The organism is Pseudidiomarina salinarum (assembly GCF_000753715.1).
Classification (GTDB): Bacteria; Pseudomonadota; Gammaproteobacteria; order Enterobacterales; family Alteromonadaceae; genus Pseudidiomarina; species Pseudidiomarina salinarum.
Genome location: NZ_JPER01000003.1, coordinates 237,014 through 253,394, shown reverse-complemented (window position 1 = coordinate 253,394; position 16,381 = coordinate 237,014). Strand labels below are relative to the sequence as shown.

The window sequence follows — 16,381 nt, the reverse complement described above, 5'->3', positions numbered from 1 at the left end:
CTTGCTTAGATCATGGCGACATTTACTTTAAGGAGAATGACATTATGAAAAACACATTAACCGCACTTGCTATCGCCGCTGCGTTCGCCGGTTCTTCAGTTGCTATGGCTGCGCCAGCACCACAACAAGCCGCGCAAAACCAGCAAATGGCTGCGCAACAACAAAACATCGAAATTACTGATTCGATGCTGGAAAAATTTCTCGCTGCCATGAACGCAGTCCAGAAAATTAGCTCCAAATATGCTGAAGAGTTCCAGAATGCCCAGGATGCTGAACAGGCACAGTCTATCCAGCAACAGGCTCAGGAAGAAATGATTGGCGCCGTTAACGATTCCGGCTTATCTCCGCAGGAATACAACGCCATCGTTCAGCGCGTTCAGCAAGATGAAGAACTGCGCACTCGCTTAGAAGCGATGACTGAATAAGCCAGCCGGCTTTCAAAAAAGCGCGCTAACTAAAAAGGGCAGTCAGTTTAAAACTGACTGCCCTTTTCTTGTGGCGGATTCTTATAGCTACCGAATTAAGCGGTTAGCTTCTTCTTAAGTTCGGCCGCCAGCTTCCTTGACGAGGCTGGATTCTGGCCCGTAATAAGCTGTCCGTCGACCACCACACAAGCTTCGGAATCAGCAGCCCGCTCGAATTTGGCACCACACTCTTTTAGCTTATCTTCAACCAAAAATGGGACAACGTGGTCCAGGCCGGCCGCCTTTTCTTCACTGTTGGTCAGGCAGGTCACCCGGCGCCCCTTAACAATGGGGTCACCGTCACGCGTTTTAGCATTTACCAGCGCTGCCGGACCATGACAGACCGCCGCCACCGGCTTACCCTGACGCCAGAAATTCTCAATCAGGTCAATTGAACGTTCATCTTCGGCTAAATCCCATACCGGGCCATGCCCACCAGGATAATAGACCGCGTCAAAATCTTCCGCGTTCACTTCGCTCAGTTTCAGCGTGGTGGCAACCTGCGCCATGGCATCTTCGTCATCAAATAAGCGAACGGTAGCCGGGGTTTGTGCGTTGCTTTGCTGGCTTTTTGGATCAATTGGCGCATGGCCACCTTTGGGCGATGCCAGGGCGACTTCAGCACCCGCGTCTTTTAATACATAATAAGGAGTGGCGAACTCCTCAGCCCAGAATCCGGTCATTTCGCCGGTTTTGCCGAGTCGATCGTGTGACGTAAGAACAATCAAAACTTTCATATACGTGCTCCTGTCTTTTTGCGAGTACATCTAGTTTAATGGGACTCATTACAGCCGTTTCAACCCAAGGACTAATTCGCATGGCGCCCGAATGGAAATCTGTATCGAAAGATTATCAGACGTACCTCCAGCTGAAAGGTGGCTTTAACATGGCCATACTGGCCGTCGCGTTGTCTGTCTTCAGTATAGTAGAAAATATCGGATCCTGGCTGCCGGACTGGTGGATCCTGGCCTCAGGCTGGCTGGTTCTGACGCTGTTTTTGCTGCTGTTCTGGGCGCCGCGCCGATATCGGTTTACCGGCTATGCCGAAACCGACGAAGCCATGTATCTGCGCCGGGGCGCGCTCTGGCGCCTGCAGCGCGGTGTACCGCTTAATCGCATCCAGCATGTGGAAATTAAAGAGTCGCTGCTTGAGCGGATGCTGAGCCTGTCCCATCTGGTTATTTATACCGCCGGCAGCAGTGGTGCTGACCTGGCTATCCCGGGATTGAAGCCCGATGAAGCTGAACGTATTAAAAGCAGCCTGATCACTGAAGTCGCCAACGAGCCGGATGCCGATGAGCTGAGCGAGTAACCTGAATGAGTGAGCTGAACTGGCAACGTACCCCACCCATTACCATGGTCTTTTTTATTCTGCGTGAAATAAAAAGACTGGTCAGCAATGTAACCAACCTGATTCCGGTACTGGCAGTAGTCGCCGTGAGCGGTACCCCGGCCAAAGCCGGAATCCTGGTCGCGCTGGCATTTTTTCTGTTTACCATCGCGGTCGCCGTGATGCACTACAACCGGTTTCTGTTCGCCATTGCCGACGATGCTATCCACTTACGCACCGGCATTATGAACCGCCAGAATCTGACCCTGAAATTCGATCGTATCCAGCAGGCTGAATTAAATGAAACCTGGTACTTCAGACCCTTTGGCCTGACCATTCTTAGCGTTGATAGTGCCGGCGCCGGTGGCAGTGAAGTGGAGATCCCCGGGCTGAAAACAGAACTGGCACAACAGCTGCGACAACAGGTGCTGGCAACGGAAAAAACCGACGACAAGAAGTCAGGTGAAGCGGCTGATTCCGGCTCGCAAGAACAAAGCGAACCTGATTATCAGCGCCAGTTCAGTTTGCCGGATATTATCCGCGCCGGGATTATTGATAACAAAATCTTCGTGTTGCTGGCGGTGCTGGCTTATCCGTTAAGCCAGCTGGATATCATGGAAGACTATATCGTGCCGTGGCTGGAAACCAACACCCAATGGCTTGATACCGATAACTGGTGGGTCGCGCCTTTGCTTGGTATTGCGGTGCTGGCGGTGCTGTTCGTGCTGGCCATTGGCGTTAGCATTGTCCGCTATTACGGGCTATCCCTGACCATTGACGGTGGCCGTTATCAGGCGCGCGGAGGCCTGTTCACTATTCGCACCCTCAGCTTTCGCTACCATAAACTGCAGCGGGTTCAGATTCGTCAGAATCTGCGCGCCCGGCTACTGGGCCGGTGGACGTTGCGGGTGAGCCAGTTACGCCCACGCCAGCAGGCACAAGGGCAATCAGCATCACAATTTACCCTGCCGGTGGTTACGGCTCCGGTTCTCGCTGATTTACGGAAGTTGCTAAAGTTACCAGCGCCGGAGTCACTCGGCTGGCAGCGCATTTCCGTGCTGGCATTATTAGGGCCATCGATCTGGCTGGCCGTGCTGGCACCGCTTGGAGCTTACCTGATCTACCGGCAGGTGGATTCGCTGATGCTGGCAGCAATTGTCAGTGCCGGACTCTGGTTACTGTTACAAATTTATATTGTGCTGCGCTGGATGCGTTTCAGTTACAGCACCGGCGAAGACTGGCTGGCGGTACGCCGCGGCGTGCTCAGCCGGCGGGAAAACTGGTATCCGCTGTATAAAGTGCAGCAGATTGATGTGAAGCGCTCGCCCTGGTTGCGCGTGCTGGGCTTCGCCGATCTGATCCTCAACACCCCTGCAGGATCTGAAGATATCCGCTATCTGACCCGTTCCCAGGCCGAACAATTGCAGCGTCAGTGGGTCAATGATATCGCCCGCAGCCATAAGCCCTGGATGTAACGGCTGATTTAAAACCAGCGGCGAACCCGGCGACAGTACTCACAATAACTGTCGCCGAACTTCGCTAACAGCATGCGCTCTTCCGGCACAATCTGAAAACGGTTCATGTAAATAACAAACACCGGCAACCAGATAAGCGCCGGCAGGCTACCTAACCATAGCGCCCAGCCAATTAGCATCATTAAAAACCCCAGATACATGGGGTTGCGGCTGAACCGGTAAATGCCGTTCTGAACCAGACTGCTGCTGAGATTTGGATCCATTGGATTCACCGTGGTCGCGGCGCGCCGGAACTGCCAGACCCCGGCCGCGGCAATCAATACCCCTGCCACAACAAAGCCGACGCCAGCCTGGCGTAAATCGCTGAAGTGCCACGCGCCCGTAGGCCATAGCCAGTTGGTCAGCCACATCAGCGCGCCGATCAGCAAAACCAGCGCAAGGGGAGGAAGCTTGAGTTCCAGGTTGGACATCGGCATGGCTCCGTAAATTTGTTAGTATTTACTGATTATTATTACGCGGGCGCTTATGTCACACAATACAATTGAATTAAATCGCCAACAGCAGCCGCTGGACCATCTCGAATCGGTCTGGCTGTTTGGTTATGGCTCGTTAATTTATAAAGCGGATTTTCCGTACCTGCAGCGCCGCCCGGCACGCATTCACGGCTGGCAGCGGCGCTTCTGGCAGGGCTCTCACGATCACCGCGGCACGCCGCAGGCGCCTGGCCGGGTTGCCACTCTTGTTCCAGTTGAAGATGCCCACTGCGCCGGAATGGCTTATGAAGTAACGCCTGATGTATTTGAGCACCTGGATCATCGCGAGAAAAATGGCTATCTGCGCTTCTTTACGCCGTTCGAATGGTTAGATGGCGGTGGCTCAGTCGAAGGTCTGGTTTACGTTGCCAATGCATCAAACGCTGCCTGGCTGGGCGAAGCCGACGAGCAGGAAATAGCCCGTCATATAGCCCGGTCAGAAGGCCCGAGCGGGAAAAATAGTGAATACTTACTGCGGCTGGCCGAGGCGCTGCGAGAGATTGACGAGCAGGACGATCATGTTTTTGCCATCGAGCGCGAACTACGCCGGTTAATGGTTTAGACCTTTTTCACAAACTCGGTTTTTAGCTTCATCGGCCCGATACCATCGATTTTGCAATCAATGTCATGGTCTCCGTCCACCAGCCGGATCCCTTTCACTTTGGTCCCCACTTTCACTACCAGCGATGAGCCTTTTACCTTCAGGTCTTTGATGACAGTTACGCTGTCACCATCCTGCAGCACATTGCCATTGGCATCGCGGAATACTTTCTCATCACTGCCTGCCGGTTCGGCTGGTGACCATTCATGGGCACATTCAGGACAAATCAACATGGTTCCGTCTGGATAAGCGTAAGCTGAGCCGCACTGAGGGCAATCCGGATTAGGCGAGTGGTTATCGGCCATTAATTAATCTCTTCGCAGTATAATGAGGTCGGTATTGTACCCTGCCGCAGCGGCTAAGCGAACTGTTGTGCTTCTTCCAGAAAGGCAAAGCCGCGCTTGCGACCAATTTCGTAGCCCCCATGCAAGGCATCAAGATTACGGGTAAAGCGGCCGACACGAAAATCCGCGGGCGGTGCGATCACATGTATTTTGCAGTCATCGGGCGGGTTGGTAATAAACTCCAGACTGCGGTTAAATTTATCCGGGCGGTCGGTGATGGCCTGCCGCAGTACCAAGTGATTAAGCAGAAAGTCTTCAACCGGGCCGGGCAAGGTATACACCTGCTTTCTGACCCGCAATGACTGAGACAAAATCACGGTAATCTCACGTGCGCCCATCTCGTAGGCTTTCTCGACCGGAATCGAGTCGGCCACGCCGCCGTCTGTCATCGGGATACCGTTTACCTCCGGGTAGTCACGGTAAATAAACGGAATCGCGCAGGACGCCGGGAACAAGTCATGCATGTTATCCCTGGTCACCTCGATATAGCAGGCCTGGCCAGTATCCACCCGGGTGGTCACCACATATAATGGCACCTGGCGGGCCATATAGTGCTCCAGATCTAACTCCAGGTCTTCAAAGGATTGGCGCCATAACCATTCGACGTCACAAAAATGGCCGCCGGTCAGATAGCGAAGGGGGTTAAGGAAATTGGAACTCTGGGCATGCTCAGTGAGAATGCGCAGGCTGCGCTTATGCTCCTTAGCCAGGTAGCCAATCAGGTTGGTAGAGCCGGCGGATACGCCGATAGCAAAATCAAAGGGGTTATAGTCCTGCTCCATAAAGGCATCCAGCACGCCGGCCGCAAAGACCCCACGCATTGCCCCTCCTTCGACTACCAATGCTCGTTTTGCTGATGTCATACTGCGATCAATTCCTTTTCTGATTTCTTCCTCTGCGAAGTGATTTTCAGACTACCTGTTAACTATAAGAAAGAATTCGGGATTCAGCAAAAAAGCAGCTTTACCTGCTCTTTACACCCCGTCGTTTCTCACTTTTCTGGATTTATGCTACGTTTGAAGTACGCACATTTAGTCAGCGTAAAAAGGAGTAGTACTTATGAAACGTATATTAATCGCAAGCGCCATTACTGCAGCTTTATCAGCACCAGCCATGGCGCAGAACACACCATCGTTCGATTTTGTTTCTGCCGACTATCAGCGCGTTGATTCCTTTGGAGAGGACTTTGACGGCTTTGGTGCCGACTTCTCACGGTCGCTTACCCCAAATGTTTTCGTTGAAGGCGCTGTCGCTTTCTTCAGCGAGTCGGGCGTCGATCTCGACAACTATGATATAGGCCTTGGCTATCGCCATGCGCTGTCGAGCCAGACCCATGCCTATGGTGTGGTATCGGCTATCCATACTAATGTGGAATTCGATAGTCCGGGCTTCATGCATACCGACGATACGGGCTGGGGCTTAGCCGCCGGTGTACGTCATCGTCTGAATGACATGGTAGAACTTGATGCTCGTCTGCAGCACATCGACATTTTCGATGATTCGGATATTGGTGCCCGCATTGGCGCTAAGTTTTTCCGCGGCGTCTGGAGCTTTGATGTTGGCTACAACCATCAGGATAGTGAAAACTCAAGCGTCAATCTTGGCGTGAGCTATCACTTCTGAATCTGATTTATGAAACGGTAAGGGGCCCTCGGGGCCCCTTTTTTTATGCCGCTATTTATTCGATTTTATAGCGGTCAATCAAATCACTTCCGCATAGCTTCGCCGGGGTGTAATAGCCCGGCGCCGGGCGCTGCTCAAGGATATGCATAGCCACATCAACAGCCCCCTGGCTGGTTAACTTATAGCCGTTCATCACTTTAACCCGCAGTGATTTGCTATCCCCTTTGCCATTTTTTGCTTCGCCCCAAACATAAGTGACCGCCTTTTCACGTTCTTCTTCATCGGGCCCGGCAGGCTGCTGTTCTATATTTTTCTCCAGCATATTGCGCAGCGGCTTAAAGCGAAATAGCCAGCGGAACCAGTTCATCCGTTTCATGCGCTTAATCAGCCGCGGCGACGCCGGGATATAAACTTCAATATTTGGAATGCTGGTGGTGTAGTACGCCGTTGCCACATCGCCCCACGGGATAGTCATCGCACACTTTTCGCCGTTACCGAAGTCGATCTTCCGGGTGTGATAGGCCAGCGGCACATTGACGACATCGCCTCCACGGCGGACCGCGCCGCCTTCAGCAAGCTTACGCATACCGGTGCGTGCGGTGCCGCGACTCATCCGCGACGAGGAGTCAAAGCCGAGCACTAAATCGATGGCGTCTGGCAGCTGCTCTTTAAGCTGTGCCGCAACACAGTCCGTCGGAATCACGTCAAAGCCGACGCCGGGGCAGAGCACCACGCCCGCAGATTCAGCCAGTTTGTGCGACGCATGAGCAAACTCAAATACCGAGATTTCTCCGGTAATGTCCAGATAGTGGGTTTTGGTTGCCAGACAAGAGGCGATCATTGGCTCGGCCGTTACTTCAAAAGGACCGGCGCAGTGAATCACCAGATCCATATCCGCCAACGCAGCTTCCAAAGCGCCAGGCTCATCCAGGCTAACCACGACATAGTCACGGTCGAGTTCTTCAGCCAGTTTTCTGACTGCTTCGCCGTTGCGTCCGGCCAGCACCGGCTTATGCCCCTCAGCCACTGCATGTCGGCTGATCAGTTCACCGGTATAGCCGTATGCTCCATATATCATCCACTTCATGGTATCTGCCCGCCTGATTACTAAAATGACTATAAGATATAACGTTATGGTTCTTAAATTAGCACGGCTTTCCGTTATGATCCCGCTCTGTTCGTGAAAAACTCCGAGGTGTCTATGCGCAATATCGTCATCATGCATGAAAACGAAGAATGGCTTGTCCCTCTACGCGCTGCCTTTTCCGGGCGCGGCGTGACGCCTCAGGAATGGTTTTTAGATACCGGCAAGGTGCCTTATAACCAAGTCCCTGCCAATGCTGTTTATTACAACCGCATGAGCGCTTCATCCCACACCCGTGGGCACCGCTTCGCACCGGAACTTACCCGCATGGCACTGACCTGGCTGCAGCAGCATCCCGCTACTGTGGTTAACGGTACTCCGGCGCTGGCGCTGGAGGTCTGTAAGTTATCTCAGTACGCAGCCCTTGAGCGCGCTGGCTTGCAAGTACCGGCAACCCACGCAGTGGTGGGCCGGGAAGAGCTTATAGCGGCGGCTGAAAATTTCGGCTACTGGCCCCTCATACTGAAACCAAACCGCGGCGGAAAAGGCCTGGGTGTGACCCGCTTTGACTCGCGGGCCGCGCTGCAACGATTTATCGATGGTCCTGAATATGAAGAACCCCTGGACGGGATCTGGCTGCTACAGGAGTATATTCAGCCCAAAGCGCCTTATATAACCCGCGCTGAGTTTGTCGGGCGCGAATTTATTTATACTGTGCAGGTGAATACCGAAGGCGGTTTTGAATTGTGTCCTGCCGATGTCTGCAGCGTGGATGATGCTTTTTGCCCGACCACCGAGCAACCTGTGGAGAGTAATGAGCATAAATTCACCATAACCAATCGCTTTGACGACCATAGCATCATCAGCCAGCTACAGACTTTTCTGCAGCAGGCACAGATTGATGTGGCCGGTATTGAGTTTATTGAAGCCGAAGACGGTCAGTTATACGTTTATGATGTGAATACCAACACCAACTATAACCAGGCCGCTGAGCAGCGTGCTGGTGTGGCACAAACCGGCATGGGCGCGCTGGCAGATTATCTGATCGGGCTGGCGCAGCAATAACGGTTACCACGCACTCGAGTCAGCCGGTGGATTCGCCGGCCTGACCACCCAGTCCGGCTCCGCAAACTCACCAATAGGCCGGATCTCACAGAACTCAGCCGCCGCGCGGATAATCGCTGCCACTTCCTCGTTATGCCGCGACTCCATCGCATCGCGATCAGCTTTGCTGTCCCAGTGGGCAATAGCGATTAATACCTTTGGATCGTCCAGTTTCCGGTGTAATTCGGTACCCCGCGCGCCGGGCGCACGCTGGATAATTTCGCTGGCCCGGACCCAGGCAGCAGCGTAATCTTCGGCACTATGGCCCTCTTTAATATGCACTTCGAAAATGTATTTCATTTACCCTCCATTCGTTCTGTGAGTGCTGCCAACCGCCTTGAATTTTCAGGCGTTACGGTCTATTTGATCAGGTAGGTTTTCTTACGGAGATACAAATGACTGTAGAGGTACCGGACGATCCATTATTTCAACCGCTGCAATTTGGCACGCTGAAGTTGCGCAACCGTATCATTATGGCACCACTGACGCGATCCCGCGCAAGCCAGCCCGGTGATGTGCCGACTGAGATGAATGCCCGGTATTACCGGCAGCGCGCCAGTGCCGGCTTTATTATCGCCGAGGCCACCCAGGTATCCCCGCAGGGCAAAGGCTATGCTTTTACCCCGGGCATTCACTCACAGGAGCAGATCGAGGGCTGGCGCAAGGTAACCGATGCGGTACATGCAGCCGGTGGCCGGATTTATCTGCAGCTCTGGCACGTTGGGCGGATTTCGCACCCCGACCTGCAGCCCGACGGCCAACAGCCGGTGGCGCCCTCAGCGATCCAGCCGAAAGGCGCGCAAACGTACACCAGCAAAGATTCCGGTATGGTGGATATCCCCGAACCGCGGGCACTTAAAACGGAAGAAATCCCCGATATTGTAGAGCAGTTCCGGCAGGGCGCTAAAAATGCCCGCGACGCCGGCTTTGACGGCGTGGAGTTACATGCCGCTAACGGCTATCTGCTGGATCAGTTTCTCCGCAGCGGCAGCAACGAACGTACTGATAAATATGGCGGCTCGGTCGAGAACCGCTTACGCCTGCCGCTTGAGGTTGTTGAAGCCGTTGTTGATGTGTGGGGCAAGGAGAATGTGGGCATTCGCGTAAGCCCTACCGGTAGCTTTAATGACATGAAAGATGATGATCCGGTAGCAACTTACGGGCTGCTGGCGAAACGCCTGGATGATCTTGGTATATCTTTCATTGAAGTGGTAGAAGATTCATTTCAGGGCAATCATGCGGACGATCGGCCAGAAGACGTAATTATGGCCATACAAACCGGCTTTAAAGGCGTCTACATCGCCAACGGCGAATACGATGCCAAAGAGGCGCGCCAGCGCATCACCGAAGGCCGCTGTGATTTGGTCAGCTTCGGGCGACCTTTTATTGCCAACCCGGATCTACCGCGTCGCTTCCGCGAAAATGCCGAACTGAACGACTGGGACTCTGACACCTTTTATGGCGGCGATGAGCGCGGCTATACCGATTATCCATCGCTCGACGAGCAGGATCCACTCGCCCGGCCGTCATAAAAAGTAGTCAATCGGCAGTAGCGACATTAACCACACGTAAGTGCGCCGCCACCAGCTTGTTTCAGGGTCCGTCTGGTGGCGGATAAGCTGTTGCTCACTCCGCTCAATCCAGATCAGCTCGCCTTGCTCGTCCAGCACCAGTTCATAAGCCCGTGCAGGAACCCGGGTTTCAAAGGTCTGTTCCAGTGCTGCCGCCAGCTCCGGACTTTCGATAATAAATCCCAGTTCGGTATTGAGATTGGCTGAGCGCGGATCAAAGTTAAAGGATCCGATAAAAAGTTGTTCGCCATCGATGGCTGTGGTTTTCGCATGCAGGCTTGAGCCCGCCGACAAGCTGAAGTTGCCCGCCGGTTCAGCTTCATCAGTCAGCTGCATCTCGGTAGGCCGCAGTTCATAAATTTTGATGCCGGCCCCGAGCAGTTCCTTGCGCCATTTTATATAGCCAGCATGGACGATCGCCAGGTCGGTAGCCGCCAGCGAGTTGGTCAGTATCTTGATGTCCACGCCCCGCTCAGCCAGCTGTGTTAGCACTTTTACGCCGGATTTGGTTGGCACCAGGTAGGGCGTCACCAGATACAGATGCTGATCCGCTTGCAGAATAACATTCTCAAGTTTGGGATACAGATGCCCGCCATCGGGCGCTTCGCCCAGGGCCTTGCGCGGATCGTCGCTTAACATGGTGGTCGGTGCCCACGTCAGCTCTAATTTATGGTCAACCAGCTTTTCAAAAAACTGTGCCTCCTCAATAGCTTCCAGATATTTTGCTGCCTGCTCGTTGCTTCTGTACCGTTGGACAATATCCTCCACCGGCTCTGAGCCGGCAAGCGGATTATCTACCGAGCGCACGATATCGATCGGATAAGCCGATTCGCTGTTCCAGTAGGCATCAAACTCCTGCTGCACGTCATCAACCACCGGCCCGATTGCCAGCACATCCAGGTCTGAAAAAAGAAAATCATCGGTAGCGCCAAAATAGGAATCGGCAATATTACGACCGCCGATGATGGTCACGCTGCCATCCACAGTAAAGGTCTTGTTGTGCATGCGTCGGTTGGCACGGCTGAGGTCGATAAAAAAGCCCAGCCATTTATGGGAGCGCATCACGAAGGGATTAAACAGGCGCACCTCGATATTGGGGTGCTGATGCAGACGGCTAAGTTGCGCATCAAGCCCGGTGGTTTCAAAATCGTCGAGCAGCAACCGCACCCGCACACCGCGATCGGCGGCATTCACCATCTCCTGGGTCAGGATGCTGCCGGTATTATCCAGTCGCCAGATGTAATACTGCAGGTCAAGACTACGTTCTGCGCCCTGAACTAACTCGACACGCGCCGCGAACGCCTTGCGGGAGTCTGCCAGAATATGGATACCCGAAGTGCCAGGATGCTCTGCGGCCTGTTCTGCAGCCGCGGTTCCCAGCGGTGTTACTGTGGTTATAGTGGTGGGCAGGGCATAGCTTTGCTCAATCCCTTGCCGCGGCGGCAGCTCACATCCCGCCAGCGACAACGCCAGCAGTAGCGCTGATAGTCCGCTTAGTCGTCTCACCATTGTCATCCCTTGCAACGCGTTGACAGCTAAATTTTGCCGTAGAATTAACAGTATAGACACTAAGTGAGAGACCGATAGCCGTATCGCTTAATCAGTTAAAATGTAAAACACGCTTGACACGCTAAAGCACCGGCGCTAAGCTGAGCGCAAAGTCAAGCTTCATTGACTTAATAACAAGGAACATTGACATGACTACAACCACAAATCGTTCATTAACTAGTACCCGTAAACCGTTACTTCTCTGGACTATCAGCTGGTTGCTGATACTTGCCGGCAGCCAGTACCTTCTTAATACCCAGGGCGACAGCCTGCAGGCAATCGAATGGCTAGTCATCATTTTGCCTTCACTAATTGCTATTGGCCTTGCTAAATCGTACTGGAATTACCTGAGTCAGGCAGACGAACTGGCCCGGGCTATCGAATTAAAAGCACTGGCAGCGGCGCTGATCGCCGGATTTATTGTCTGGCCAGTGAAAGTGCTGGCGGAACAAGCGGGTTGGTCTTTTGATGGCTGGCCGAACCCCGTGGTTGTGGTGATGGTAATCAGCTATCTGAGCGCGCTGGTACTGGGCTGGAGGGCTTATCGTTGAAAAACCGTATCAAAGTACTTCGTGCTGAACGGAACCTGACACAGGCGCAACTGGCTGAAGCGCTCGGCGTTTCGCGCCAGACCGTTAACGCCATAGAAACCGGCAAATATGATCCCAGTCTGCCGCTGGCGTTCCAAATCGCCAGACAGTTCGGCTTAACCATAGAGAACATTTTCGACCCCGAATAACCAGCTATACTTTGAGCTGAACCGGATAAAAATTAGTTCGCGCGGCAAGGGAGCTTCAATGACTTTTGTTATTCAACAACTGGACTGGTACAAACGCAGAAAACCAACGGACGCACCAAGGCCGGTCAGTGTGGAGGTTCCAGATTTCAGGAAAGAAGTGAATCACTTCTGCGATATACAGGTGATTTTTGATGCCGGCGATGTCGCCACACTGAAAGGTCGGGTTACTCAGAACCCGATTACCGGTATCTGGTCTGTGCACGGAATCAATAGTCTTGGCCAGAGCATTTCCGCCCGTTACGTGGAGGACTGACTGATGTCGGAGTATGTCGAACAAGGCGATGTCTGTTTCTTTTATCGACCCGCCATTGATACCGACGAGGTAAATAGCATCGATGATATTCAGCGGCTGTTCGTGGTACTGGCACCCGACGGTGACGATCAGGCGCGACTCTTTGTCATCGGGCAGAAACGCCTGCCAGAAATCATTGAGGGCGAGTCCAAATCAAGTGAACGCGGCTGGATGATGAACCTTATGATCGCCGAACCGAAACGCATTGGCGAGCGGCTGGGGCCGGACACCTACGAGACAAAAACTGAAGGAACACGTGAACTCAGCGCCGCGGTACCGGTTGGGGAAGGCCGTTATGAAATTTTCGACGCTGGCGACAGCACCTTTTTTGCGTACCGGCTATCGCAGCCAGAGCACATCGGCGAGGCCCAGAGTGAACTGGGGATACGTCATGAGGCCAGCTATGTGATCTCGGTACGGAACCCATCGCTGGAGGTGTCGGGCTTTCCTGATGCATCGCCGGATTATCCGGCCCATCTCAAAAACAAATTTGGCGATAAACGCTGGATCCGGATTGATGACAGCGAGTTACTCAATTATGAAGATGCGCAACTGGTTCTGGTGGGCGCCAAAGACGATTTGAGTGATACCGGCGCCGATCTGAGCGGCAAACCGGATTTATTCGCAACCCTGGAACTGAAAAAGCGTGACTGGCCGACAAAATCGCTCAACAAAGGAGAATTTGCCGATCCCAACAATGAAGGATAAGCCGGAAAGCTCGGGCAAATTACAGCGCAGCATCGGTTTCCCGATGCTGGTGCTCTATGGTATGGGCACCATGGTCGGTGCTGGCTTCTACGCGCTCGCCGGCAAGGTGGCCGGTACCGCAGGTTTATTCGCACCCATCGCGTTTGGTCTGGCAGGGTTGTTAGCACTCTTTAGTGCCCTGGCTTTCGCTGAATTATCATCGCGGATTCCCCATGCTGGCGGATCAGCTCGTTACCTGGAAGAAGTTTTTGGTAAACAGTGGCTGTCGGCCATAGTCGGCTGGCTAATCATTACCACCGGCATTGTTTCAGCAGCAACGCTGACGGTTGCCACGGTGCGCTTTATCCGTGACTTTGTGAGCCTGCCAGAACAACTAACCTTAGTTGCGGTGGCCCTGATTATGGGTGGCATCGCCGCCTGGGGCGTGCGCCAGGCTGTAGGCGTGGTAGCCGGGATTTGTGTATTACAGATAGCAACGCTGCTGTATGTTGTTTTCGGCTCGGCTACCCTGCCGGATCCCACCGCTGTCAGCTGGGCCGAACTACTACCCCCGCTGGAAAGCACCGCCTGGCTGGGTATTCTGAGCGCGGCATTCCTGGCCTTCTATGCCTTTATCGGCTTTGAAGACATGGTCAACATGGCCGAAGAAGTAAAAGATGTGCGCACAACCATGCCCTGGGCTCTCATCCTGGCCCTGATTCTTACCGCACTCTTATATATGGTCGTCAGCACCGCTCTGATGCTAACCATTCCGCCAGAGACTCTGGCCTCAGCTAAAACACCCTTAGCAGAAGCGGTTCGCCATCATGGCGCCTGGGCGGTCGGCGCCATTGGTATCATCAGTATCCTGTCCGCAGTAAATAGTGCGCTGGTGCAAATTGTGATGGTCGCCCGGGTAGCTTATGGCATGGCCGAGCGCGACTATGCGCCGGCGGTGCTGGGCAGGGTCAGCGCCCGCACAAAGACGCCCTGGGTGGCTACGGTATTAGCGACGCTGGCTATTATAGTGCTGGCTTTGTCACTGGAAATGACCACTCTGGCGAATGCGACCAGTGTGGTATTGTTGAGCGTGTTTACTGTGGTGAACATTGGCTTATGGTGGTTGAAAGGCCGTGATAAAGAGCAGCAGCCCGCTGGTCGTTTTAGTTTGCCGCGTAGTGTTCCACTGATCGGCGCCGGGGTTTCAGTCGCGGCACTGTTGTTCAAATTATGGCAGGCACTTACATGACAACCCAAGACACAGATATGAAGCAGATCAAAAACAAAATTGAGCAATTAGTCACTGAACTGAATGAACAGCTTGAATCCGATCAAACCGCTACGGTGGAGCTGGATCAGTCCCGTGTGGGCCGGTTATCGCGCATGGATGCCCTGCAGGGTCAGCAAATGGGATTGGCGCAGAAGCGCCGTAACGAACAGCGTGTCAGAGCCCTTGAGGGCGCTCTGCGCCGTATCGAAAGCGGTGACTTCGGTTACTGTTTCGTTTGCGGAGAAGAAATTGCGCCGGAGCGACTGAAGTTTGATCCGGCCGTAACGCGCTGTATCAGTTGCACGGAGTAAGAATATCCAGCTCATGAGCCAGACGCTTTAATACGCGCGTCTCACGATGAATCGACAGACCCATGGTCGCCGGCGCCTGCTTAATCACCTGTTCGTTATGTTTTATCGCATCAGCTAACGCGACCCACTCCGGCCGCATGCCATTGGCCACTTCATAGTGTTCCATTCTGGTCGCGACAGTTTCCTGCGCAACCTCACAGTGATACCAGTACGACTTCTGGTACATGATCGGCCACTGCGGCTTCCAGTAAGGCTGGTACTCGCTGACCATGCCGAAAGGCTCTGGCTCGCCCACTACGATAAGGCCCGCCTCTTCATGAAGTTCGCGCTTTAATGCGAGGATCCGATCTTCATCTTCATCGACACCGCCACCAGGGAAACTGAAGTCATCGTAACGCCCGGTGTAGAGCAGCAAAATTTTATCCTCGCGCATCACGATGCCACGCACCGCCTGCCGGTACAACTTCTCACCCGCAAGATCCATAAGCGACGGATGCACGATATCTGCCAGTAAACGCATAAACTCTCTTTTTAGCTTACCGGTCGGCGGGATGATTAACACCATCATTGACCGGAAAATCGGTTAATTCGAAGGGATTCACGCCTTCAAGACAGCCGACATTATAGCCATATTGCTCAGGATTGGAACGCCGCCGATGGTGCGTATTCCGGCGCTATAGCGCCGACGCTATTTTGACAAAAGCATTTTTAACGCTAATCCTTTTCGTGTCGACTATTAATTCTGAAGCTTGAGAGGGGGCAATCCAATGAACGCCATTTCCACCAAACAACAGCTGCCCGTTGATAAGGCACGCCGTTACCTGGAGCCTGGTCCGATTGTACTAGTGTCGTCGCACCACGACGGCGAATCTGACGTCATGACGCTTGGCTGGCACAGCATACTGAATAGATCACCATCACTGGTGGGCTGCGTTATATCTGAGCAAAACTATAGTCATCATCTGATCAGACAAAGCCGGGAATGTGTGATTAACCTGCCCACGACGGAAATGACGAAAAAAGTGATCGGGATTGGCAATACGACCGGTGCGAAAACCGATAAGTTTTCGGAATTTGACCTCTGCACGGAACGCGCGCAGCAGGTGAGCGCGCCGCTCATCAAAGAATGCTACGGCCACTTCGAGTGTCGCCTGTACGACGATGCCCTCATCGATCGCTACAACTACTTTATCTTTGAAGTCGTCGCTGCTCAGGTGATGACGGACCCCGAATACCCAACAACGCTGCATTACACCGGCGACGGGATATTTATGGTCGCCGGCGAAATGATTAACCGCCGGGAGTTGTTCTCAGACGATATGCTGGATTAACCGGCGCTTGCCGA

Annotated in this window: 22 protein-coding genes and 1 pseudogene; 14 read left to right on the top strand and 9 right to left on the bottom strand. The window is 53.5% G+C overall.

Annotated features, from left to right (window positions below):
* Positions 1-44 precede the first annotated feature (44 nt).
* The gene (locus IDSA_RS07530; RefSeq protein ID WP_034775628.1) at positions 45-425 is read left to right on the top strand and encodes a DUF4168 domain-containing protein; all 381 of its coding nucleotides are present in this window, start codon (positions 45-47) and stop codon (positions 423-425) included.
* Between the two features lie 95 nt (positions 426-520).
* Here IDSA_RS07530 and IDSA_RS07525 read toward each other — a convergent pair whose 3' ends face one another.
* The gene (locus IDSA_RS07525; RefSeq protein WP_034775626.1) at positions 521-1,201 is read right to left on the bottom strand and encodes a type 1 glutamine amidotransferase domain-containing protein; all 681 of its coding nucleotides are present in this window, start codon (positions 1,199-1,201) and stop codon (positions 521-523) included.
* Positions 1,202-1,281: 80 nt separating this feature from the next.
* Between IDSA_RS07525 and IDSA_RS07520 the strand changes: the two genes are divergently transcribed.
* Together IDSA_RS07520 and IDSA_RS07515 are read left to right on the top strand one after the other, a co-directional pair.
* On the top strand, positions 1,282-1,776 hold the full coding sequence (locus IDSA_RS07520) for a PH domain-containing protein (RefSeq protein ID WP_051986163.1): 495 nt from the start codon (positions 1,282-1,284) through the stop codon (positions 1,774-1,776).
* Positions 1,777-1,781: 5 nt separating this feature from the next.
* Complete coding sequence (locus tag IDSA_RS07515) at positions 1,782-3,269, top strand: PH domain-containing protein (RefSeq protein ID WP_034775624.1); 1,488 nt, start codon at positions 1,782-1,784, stop codon at positions 3,267-3,269.
* Positions 3,270-3,277: 8 nt separating this feature from the next.
* Here IDSA_RS07515 and IDSA_RS07510 read toward each other — a convergent pair whose 3' ends face one another.
* On the bottom strand, positions 3,278-3,739 hold the full coding sequence (locus IDSA_RS07510) for a methyltransferase family protein (RefSeq protein ID WP_034775622.1): 462 nt from the start codon (positions 3,737-3,739) through the stop codon (positions 3,278-3,280).
* A gap of 55 nt (positions 3,740-3,794) precedes the next feature.
* Here IDSA_RS07510 and IDSA_RS07505 point away from each other — a divergent pair, with 55 nt between their 5' ends.
* Positions 3,795-4,364, top strand: coding sequence for a gamma-glutamylcyclotransferase (locus IDSA_RS07505; RefSeq protein WP_034775619.1), 570 nt, complete (start codon positions 3,795-3,797; stop codon positions 4,362-4,364).
* Here IDSA_RS07505 and IDSA_RS07500 read toward each other — a convergent pair.
* Together IDSA_RS07500 and IDSA_RS07495 are read right to left on the bottom strand one after the other, a co-directional pair.
* Entirely contained in the window at positions 4,361-4,708 is a 348-nt protein-coding gene (locus IDSA_RS07500; RefSeq protein ID WP_034775618.1) for a zinc ribbon domain-containing protein YjdM, read from the bottom strand. The genes IDSA_RS07505 and IDSA_RS07500 overlap by 4 nt on opposite strands.
* A 53-nt stretch (positions 4,709-4,761) precedes the next feature.
* The gene (locus tag IDSA_RS07495; protein WP_034775616.1) at positions 4,762-5,610 is read right to left on the bottom strand and encodes a patatin-like phospholipase family protein; all 849 of its coding nucleotides are present in this window, start codon (positions 5,608-5,610) and stop codon (positions 4,762-4,764) included.
* Positions 5,611-5,806: 196 nt separating this feature from the next.
* On the opposite strand from IDSA_RS07495, the gene IDSA_RS07490 reads away from it, so the two are divergent.
* Positions 5,807-6,370 carry a porin family protein gene (locus IDSA_RS07490; RefSeq protein WP_034775614.1) on the top strand — a complete coding sequence of 188 codons (564 nt, stop codon included), beginning with the start codon at positions 5,807-5,809 and terminating at the stop codon, positions 6,368-6,370.
* Positions 6,371-6,425: 55 nt separating this feature from the next.
* Here IDSA_RS07490 and IDSA_RS07485 read toward each other — a convergent pair whose 3' ends face one another.
* Positions 6,426-7,457, bottom strand: a complete 1,032-nt coding sequence (locus IDSA_RS07485; RefSeq protein ID WP_034775612.1) for a saccharopine dehydrogenase family protein — start codon at positions 7,455-7,457, stop codon at positions 6,426-6,428.
* A gap of 114 nt (positions 7,458-7,571) precedes the next feature.
* On the opposite strand from IDSA_RS07485, the gene IDSA_RS07480 reads away from it, so the two are divergent.
* Positions 7,572-8,519 (top strand): ATP-grasp domain-containing protein, encoded by a 948-nt coding sequence (locus IDSA_RS07480; RefSeq protein WP_034775611.1) that lies wholly within the window; start codon positions 7,572-7,574, stop codon positions 8,517-8,519.
* 3 nt (positions 8,520-8,522) lie between these two features.
* On the opposite strand, the gene IDSA_RS07475 is transcribed toward IDSA_RS07480, so the two are convergent.
* Positions 8,523-8,858: an antibiotic biosynthesis monooxygenase family protein gene (locus IDSA_RS07475; RefSeq protein WP_034775609.1), complete on the bottom strand. Its 336-nt coding sequence runs from the start codon at positions 8,856-8,858 to the stop codon at positions 8,523-8,525.
* A gap of 95 nt (positions 8,859-8,953) precedes the next feature.
* Between IDSA_RS07475 and IDSA_RS07470 the strand changes: the two genes are divergently transcribed.
* On the top strand, positions 8,954-10,090 hold the full coding sequence (locus IDSA_RS07470) for an alkene reductase (RefSeq protein ID WP_034775607.1): 1,137 nt from the start codon (positions 8,954-8,956) through the stop codon (positions 10,088-10,090).
* Here IDSA_RS07470 and IDSA_RS07465 read toward each other — a convergent pair.
* The gene (locus IDSA_RS07465; RefSeq protein ID WP_232221279.1) at positions 10,085-11,638 is read right to left on the bottom strand and encodes a phospholipase D family protein; all 1,554 of its coding nucleotides are present in this window, start codon (positions 11,636-11,638) and stop codon (positions 10,085-10,087) included. The two genes, IDSA_RS07470 and IDSA_RS07465, sit on opposite strands and share 6 nt — an antisense overlap.
* Positions 11,639-11,826: 188 nt before the next feature.
* Between IDSA_RS07465 and IDSA_RS07460 the strand changes: the two genes are divergently transcribed.
* The 6 genes from IDSA_RS07460 to IDSA_RS07435 are packed head-to-tail and all read left to right on the top strand — an operon-like array spanning position 11,827 to position 15,036.
* Positions 11,827-12,228: a hypothetical protein gene (locus IDSA_RS07460; RefSeq protein WP_034775603.1), complete on the top strand. Its 402-nt coding sequence runs from the start codon at positions 11,827-11,829 to the stop codon at positions 12,226-12,228.
* Positions 12,225-12,416, top strand: a complete 192-nt coding sequence (locus IDSA_RS07455) for a helix-turn-helix transcriptional regulator (RefSeq protein WP_034775601.1) — start codon at positions 12,225-12,227, stop codon at positions 12,414-12,416. The genes IDSA_RS07460 and IDSA_RS07455 overlap by 4 nt, the downstream gene beginning before the upstream one ends.
* A gap of 58 nt (positions 12,417-12,474) precedes the next feature.
* On the top strand, positions 12,475-12,729 hold the full coding sequence (locus IDSA_RS07450) for a hypothetical protein (protein ID WP_034775600.1): 255 nt from the start codon (positions 12,475-12,477) through the stop codon (positions 12,727-12,729).
* A gap of 3 nt (positions 12,730-12,732) precedes the next feature.
* The gene (locus tag IDSA_RS07445; RefSeq protein ID WP_034775598.1) at positions 12,733-13,476 is read left to right on the top strand and encodes a hypothetical protein; all 744 of its coding nucleotides are present in this window, start codon (positions 12,733-12,735) and stop codon (positions 13,474-13,476) included.
* On the top strand, positions 13,451-14,704 hold the full coding sequence (locus IDSA_RS07440; protein WP_126760560.1) for an APC family permease: 1,254 nt from the start codon (positions 13,451-13,453) through the stop codon (positions 14,702-14,704). The genes IDSA_RS07445 and IDSA_RS07440 overlap by 26 nt, the downstream gene beginning before the upstream one ends.
* Positions 14,701-15,036, top strand: coding sequence for a TraR/DksA family transcriptional regulator (locus IDSA_RS07435; RefSeq protein WP_034775594.1), 336 nt, complete (start codon positions 14,701-14,703; stop codon positions 15,034-15,036). The genes IDSA_RS07440 and IDSA_RS07435 overlap by 4 nt, the downstream gene beginning before the upstream one ends.
* On the opposite strand, the gene IDSA_RS07430 is transcribed toward IDSA_RS07435, so the two are convergent.
* The gene (locus IDSA_RS07430) at positions 15,020-15,556 is read right to left on the bottom strand and encodes an NUDIX hydrolase (protein WP_034775735.1); all 537 of its coding nucleotides are present in this window, start codon (positions 15,554-15,556) and stop codon (positions 15,020-15,022) included. The genes IDSA_RS07435 and IDSA_RS07430 overlap by 17 nt on opposite strands.
* 16 nt (positions 15,557-15,572) lie before the next feature.
* Positions 15,573-15,701 (bottom strand): annotated as a pseudogene (locus IDSA_RS12030) (GFA family protein); the annotation flags it as partial.
* Between the two features lie 102 nt (positions 15,702-15,803).
* On the opposite strand from IDSA_RS12030, the gene IDSA_RS07425 reads away from it, so the two are divergent.
* Positions 15,804-16,367, top strand: a complete 564-nt coding sequence (locus IDSA_RS07425; protein WP_034775592.1) for a flavin reductase family protein — start codon at positions 15,804-15,806, stop codon at positions 16,365-16,367.
* The last annotated feature ends 14 nt before the right edge of the window (positions 16,368-16,381 follow it).

Coding starts and splice junctions, on each gene's coding strand:
- IDSA_RS07475 (WP_034775609.1), bottom strand. CDS start 8,858: ATGAAATACATTTTCGAAGTGCATATTAAAGAGGGCCATAGTGCCGAA.
- IDSA_RS07490 (WP_034775614.1), top strand. CDS start 5,807: ATGAAACGTATATTAATCGCAAGCGCCATTACTGCAGCTTTATCAGCA.
- IDSA_RS07505 (WP_034775619.1), top strand. CDS start 3,795: ATGTCACACAATACAATTGAATTAAATCGCCAACAGCAGCCGCTGGAC.
- IDSA_RS07515 (WP_034775624.1), top strand. CDS start 1,782: ATGAGTGAGCTGAACTGGCAACGTACCCCACCCATTACCATGGTCTTT.
- IDSA_RS07430 (WP_034775735.1), bottom strand. CDS start 15,556: ATGCGTTTACTGGCAGATATCGTGCATCCGTCGCTTATGGATCTTGCG.
- IDSA_RS07470 (WP_034775607.1), top strand. CDS start 8,954: ATGACTGTAGAGGTACCGGACGATCCATTATTTCAACCGCTGCAATTT.
- IDSA_RS07530 (WP_034775628.1), top strand. CDS start 45: ATGAAAAACACATTAACCGCACTTGCTATCGCCGCTGCGTTCGCCGGT.
- IDSA_RS07465 (WP_232221279.1), bottom strand. CDS start 11,638: ATGGTGAGACGACTAAGCGGACTATCAGCGCTACTGCTGGCGTTGTCG.
- IDSA_RS07435 (WP_034775594.1), top strand. CDS start 14,701: ATGACAACCCAAGACACAGATATGAAGCAGATCAAAAACAAAATTGAG.
- IDSA_RS07450 (WP_034775600.1), top strand. CDS start 12,475: ATGACTTTTGTTATTCAACAACTGGACTGGTACAAACGCAGAAAACCA.
- IDSA_RS07525 (WP_034775626.1), bottom strand. CDS start 1,201: ATGAAAGTTTTGATTGTTCTTACGTCACACGATCGACTCGGCAAAACC.
- IDSA_RS07445 (WP_034775598.1), top strand. CDS start 12,733: ATGTCGGAGTATGTCGAACAAGGCGATGTCTGTTTCTTTTATCGACCC.
- IDSA_RS07425 (WP_034775592.1), top strand. CDS start 15,804: ATGAACGCCATTTCCACCAAACAACAGCTGCCCGTTGATAAGGCACGC.
- IDSA_RS07495 (WP_034775616.1), bottom strand. CDS start 5,610: ATGACATCAGCAAAACGAGCATTGGTAGTCGAAGGAGGGGCAATGCGT.
- IDSA_RS07485 (WP_034775612.1), bottom strand. CDS start 7,457: ATGAAGTGGATGATATATGGAGCATACGGCTATACCGGTGAACTGATC.
- IDSA_RS07480 (WP_034775611.1), top strand. CDS start 7,572: ATGCGCAATATCGTCATCATGCATGAAAACGAAGAATGGCTTGTCCCT.
- IDSA_RS07460 (WP_034775603.1), top strand. CDS start 11,827: ATGACTACAACCACAAATCGTTCATTAACTAGTACCCGTAAACCGTTA.
- IDSA_RS07510 (WP_034775622.1), bottom strand. CDS start 3,739: ATGTCCAACCTGGAACTCAAGCTTCCTCCCCTTGCGCTGGTTTTGCTG.
- IDSA_RS07500 (WP_034775618.1), bottom strand. CDS start 4,708: ATGGCCGATAACCACTCGCCTAATCCGGATTGCCCTCAGTGCGGCTCA.
- IDSA_RS07520 (WP_051986163.1), top strand. CDS start 1,282: ATGGCGCCCGAATGGAAATCTGTATCGAAAGATTATCAGACGTACCTC.